Origin of the sequence: Rhabdaerophilum sp. (assembly GCF_046092605.1) — a bacterium.
Classification (GTDB): domain Bacteria; phylum Pseudomonadota; class Alphaproteobacteria; order Rhizobiales; family Beijerinckiaceae; genus Rhabdaerophilum.
The window spans coordinates 1-4,354 of the sequence record NZ_JBJTDY010000172.1 but is presented as its reverse complement, the minus strand read 5'-3'; the positions used below and the strand labels follow the sequence as shown (position 1 = coordinate 4,354).

General features: G+C 65.0%; 4 protein-coding genes. 1 reads left to right on the top strand and 3 read right to left on the bottom strand.

Annotated elements, in window-relative coordinates:
• Positions 1-143: 143 nt before the first annotated feature.
• The 3 genes from aroQ to ACKODO_RS13290 form a co-directional block, all read right to left on the bottom strand.
• The gene (gene aroQ, locus ACKODO_RS13300) at positions 144-584 is read right to left on the bottom strand and encodes a type II 3-dehydroquinate dehydratase (RefSeq protein WP_408983918.1); all 441 of its coding nucleotides are present in this window, start codon (positions 582-584) and stop codon (positions 144-146) included.
• Between the two features lie 150 nt (positions 585-734).
• The gene (locus ACKODO_RS13295) at positions 735-1,508 is read right to left on the bottom strand and encodes a DsbA family protein (RefSeq protein WP_408983917.1); all 774 of its coding nucleotides are present in this window, start codon (positions 1,506-1,508) and stop codon (positions 735-737) included.
• A gap of 52 nt (positions 1,509-1,560) precedes the next feature.
• Positions 1,561-2,973, bottom strand: coding sequence for a M48 family metalloprotease (locus ACKODO_RS13290; protein ID WP_408983916.1), 1,413 nt, complete (start codon positions 2,971-2,973; stop codon positions 1,561-1,563).
• A 139-nt stretch (positions 2,974-3,112) separates the two neighbouring features.
• On the opposite strand from ACKODO_RS13290, the gene ACKODO_RS13285 reads away from it, so the two are divergent.
• Positions 3,113-4,282 (top strand): pyridoxal phosphate-dependent aminotransferase, encoded by a 1,170-nt coding sequence (locus tag ACKODO_RS13285; RefSeq protein WP_408983915.1) that lies wholly within the window; start codon positions 3,113-3,115, stop codon positions 4,280-4,282.
• Positions 4,283-4,354: the final 72 nt, after the last annotated feature.

Below are 4,354 nucleotides of genomic sequence, written 5' to 3'. Positions count from 1 at the left end.
CTCGATCTCCGTGAGATCGGTTTGTGAAATCAGCGCCGCGATCTCGCGGACGAAATCGGGATCGATGGGCTGGTTCTTGTTCGACATGTCTTTGGACATGGGCAGTTTGACCTTCATGAACGGAACACTCGCTTGGCGCCGGTTCAGCTGTTGGGCTTCATCTCGAGCAGGGCCTGGACGGCGAGGCGGTAGCCCGCAATGCCGAAGCCCACGATGATGCCCGCAACAACCGGCGAAATGCAGGAATGATGGCGGAATTCCTCCCGCGCATGCACATTTGAGATATGCACCTCGATCACCCGGGCACCCGAGCCCTTGATGGCATCGCGCAGGGCCACGGAGGTATGCGTGTAGGCTCCGGCATTGAGGATGACATCGGCGCCCGAAAGGCCCGCCTCCTGAATCCAGGTGACAAGCTCGCCTTCGTGGTTCGATTGCCGGCAGGTGATGGCGACGCCAAGTTTCTCTCCCAATGCGCGCATCTCTGCCTCGACATCGGCCAGCGTGGCGGCACCATAAATGGCGGGTTCGCGGCGGCCGAGCAGATTGAGGTTCGGCCCGTTGAGAACGTGGATCTGGCGCATGGCGCGGCGTGACACTCCTCGAGACATGCGGTTCGAAATCCACGCGGGCCCGCAATCCGTGGCGCGGTGTCTAGTCGCTTCCGGAGCGAAATGCAAAGCCGGCGTTGCGATGCGGCGCCTTAATCCCCCGAAAAGGCTGTCACGGAGTGATCAGCAGTCCGCGCGTCGGCACTTGCGGTAATTGGCGATGCGCGTCGCAAGCGCCTCGTAGCCGCGCGCGCCCACCACGATATCCTCGGCCACGACGTAAGACGGCGTGCCGTTGATTCCGAGCGCGCCGGCGATCATCTTCGTCTCTTCCACCGCATCCTCGAAGCCGGGCTTCGCAAGATCCGCCTCGAGGCGCTTCATGTCCGCGCCAACATCCTTTGCGACCCCCAGCGCCTCGGCGCGGCCGATGCGGCCCTGCTGGCCCATCAGCGCGAGATGGAATTTCCAGTAGGTTTCGGGCGTCGCCTGCTTTTTCAGCGCGTAGGCGATGGCGGCAGCTTCCTTCGAGCCTTCGGAGAGGATCGGCAGGTCCTTCAGGATGACGCGGAGATTCTTGTCGGTCTCGACGAGCTGCCTGATGTCGTTGAGGCCGCGCTTGCAGAAGCCGCAATTGTAATCGAAGAACTCGACGAGCGTGACATCCCCGTTCGGGTTGCCGACCACCATGTCATGCGGCGAGGAATAGAGCGGGCTTTTCGGGTCCGCCGTCACCTGCCGGATGGAGGCCGCCTGCGCTTCCGCCTGCCGGCGCTCCAGCTCCACGGCCGCTTCCTGCAGGATCTCCGGGTTCTTCACGATGTATTCGCGGATGATCGCCTCGATCTCCTCCCGCGTGAAGGCTTTCGCCGGGCCAATCTGCTGGGCGAGGGCCGGGGCGGCGAGGAGCGCGAGAGCGAGGCTCGCGGCCGCGAGGCGGGGGAGGAGGGAAGCCATGAGGCGTGTCCTTTGTTGTCGGAAGGTGGCGGGAGGGCGTGAGCCTCGCCCATCAGGAGTTGCGTTCGGGTTTCTGTTCGAAGATGTCGGTCGCGAGACGATGGCCCGGCGTGCCCGGCGGCAGCAGCCCCATCGCGCGCCGCGCGAGCCGGCGGGCTTCCTCGCCCTGCCCGGCAATGAGGGCGGCCCGGGCCGCGGCGAGCGCCGCATTGCCCTCGTCGCCCTTCCGGCCATAAGCCTGCGCGAGGTAGCGGAAGCCTTCGTAATTGTCCGGGTCGCGGCCCGTGGCGTTGGCCAGCTCGCGGATCGCCTCGTCCATGAAGCGCGGATTGTCGGTTGCGACCAGCGCATGTCCGAGCATCGTGCGGATCAGCGCCTGCCCCGGCGCGAGGGATACGGCCTTGCGCAGAGGGGCGATCGCCTCGTTCGGCCGGCCCCCTTCCAGCAGTGCCTGGCCCTTGAGTTCCCAGAAAAAGGCATTGCCCGGTTGCGCCTGGATAAGCGCATCAATCTGCCGGATCGCATTGTCGAGCCGCCCGGTGCGGTATTCGATGATGGCCCGGGCATAGCGCGCGGGCATCGAATTGTCATAGGCCGGATAGCGCCGCGCGATCTCGCTTGCCGTGCCCGTGAAGCCATAGAGCTTCGCGCGGACCATGTCGTGCCGCAATTGCCGGGCGGGCGGGTCCTTCTGGTTGAAATGCGGGCTCTGCGGCGCGATCTCCCGCAGGAAAGCCACGCGATCCGCCGCCATCGGGTGGCTCTGAAGGTAGCGATCCATGCGCGTGGCCGCGAAGAGCTGCTCGTTCGCCATGCGCTCGAAGGTCTCGAGCATACCCTTGGCCGATTGGCCCGTCGCGTCGAGAAATTTCAAGGCGGCGCGATCGGCCGCGGCTTCCTCCGTGCGCTGGTAGGCCAGGAGATAGCGGCGCGCGAGTTCCGAGCCGCCCATCAGCGCACCCGCCGCACCATAGCCATCGCTGCCGACCTGCCCGCTGCGCGTCCCCCCGATGAGGGCCGCGCCGCCCAGAATGGTGCCGATGATCGCGATGGCCTGCGCATTGCCGAGTTCCTGCCGCAGGCGCGCGAGATGCCCGCCGGCAATATGCCCTGTCTCATGCGCCAGCACGCCGATGATCTGGTTCGGCGTCGTCGATTCCATGATGGCGCCGATATTCACGAAGACGCGCCGGCCATCCGCCACGAAGGCGTTGAAGGAGCGATCCGCCACCAGCACGACGCGGATGAAGCCCTTGCGCAGACCCGCGGCCCCCAGAAGCGGATCGAGATATTCGCGCATCAATTGCTCGATTTCCGCATCGCGGATGAAGCTCATGCGCGGGCGGTTCGATGATTGCGCGAAGGCGGGCGCAAGGCTCTGCGCGAGCAGCGCCAGGGCCGCCAATCCGGCCACCAGCGGCCGTGCACGAGGGCTCAGCAGGGAAAGACGGGTGAAAAGGCGCATCGCGGCTCGGCCGAGGCAACAAGGACTCTGATCGGACTAGTGCAGCACGCCAATGCGGTCAATTCAGGGCGCCTCACGCCATTTGACAATCGCGTGAGGCGCGATCAAGGGAGGGCGGCCTTTTTTCGAGGGATTTTTCATGTCTCGACCGCCTTTTCTTGCGCCTGCCGCATCCCGCCGTTCGAACATCGCCTCGTTCATCGCGATGGATGTGATGCGCGAGGCCAAGACGCTCGCGCGGGCCGGCGCGGAAATCGTGCATTGCGAAGTGGGCGAGCCTGGTGCCGCGCCACCGCGCCCGGTGCGGGAGGCGGCGATCGCGGCGCTCTCGGGCGGTCGCGTGAGCTACACGGAAGCCCTCGGCATCCCCTCGCTTCGCGAGGCGATCGCGCGGAACTACGCCACGAAATATGGCGTGACGGTTGATCCCGCCCGCGTGATCGTGACCACCGGTTCTTCGGGCGGTTTTGTGCTGGGCTTCCTCGCGATGCTCGATCATGGCGGGCGGATCGGCATTCCCAATCCGGGCTACCCGGCCTATCGAAACATTCTCGACGCGCTCGGCATCGAATCGGTGCCGATCGAGACCGGTCCGCAGAGCCGCTACGCGCTTTCTGCGGCGGCGATCCGCGCCGCGCATGCCGAGAAGCCGCTCGATGCCGTGCTGCTGATGAGCCCGGCCAACCCCACGGGCGTTCTCACGCCCGCTTCCGAGGTGAGGAAAATCGCGGAGGCCTGCGCCGAACTCGGGATCTGGCTTGTCTCGGACGAGATCTATCACGGCCTGACTTACGAGGGGGAGGAAGCCACCGCGCTTCGCCATTCCGATGACGCGGTGATCGTGAACTCGTTCTCGAAATATTATTGCATGACCGGCTGGCGCGTGGGCTGGCTGGTGGTGCCGGAGCGGCTCATCCGCCCGATCGAATGCCTGCAGCAGAACCTCTCGATTTCCGTGCCCTATCTCAGCCAGATCGCAGCGGTGGCCGCTTTCCAGGCCACCGAGGAACTCGAAGCGATCAAGGCGGGCTATGCGAAAAACCGCGCGATCCTGCTGGAGGCCTTGCCGCGCCTCGGCCTGCCGCCCCTGCCGATGGACGGGGCGTTCTACGCCTATTGCGACATCGCGCGATATTCCAACGATTCCATGGATTTCGCGCGTCGCGCCCTGCGCGAGGCGGGCCTCGCCATCACGCCCGGCCTCGATTTCGACCCCGTGGGCGGAAACCGCTTCGTGCGCTTCTCCTATGCGGGAAGCGAAGCGGATATCGTGACGGCGGTGAAAAGGCTGGAAGGGTGGCTGGGGTAGGTTGGCAATGGTCCAAGAGGAGCAGAAAATTCAAGCAAGAGAAGCAGAAAAACATGTTTTTATCTTTTATAT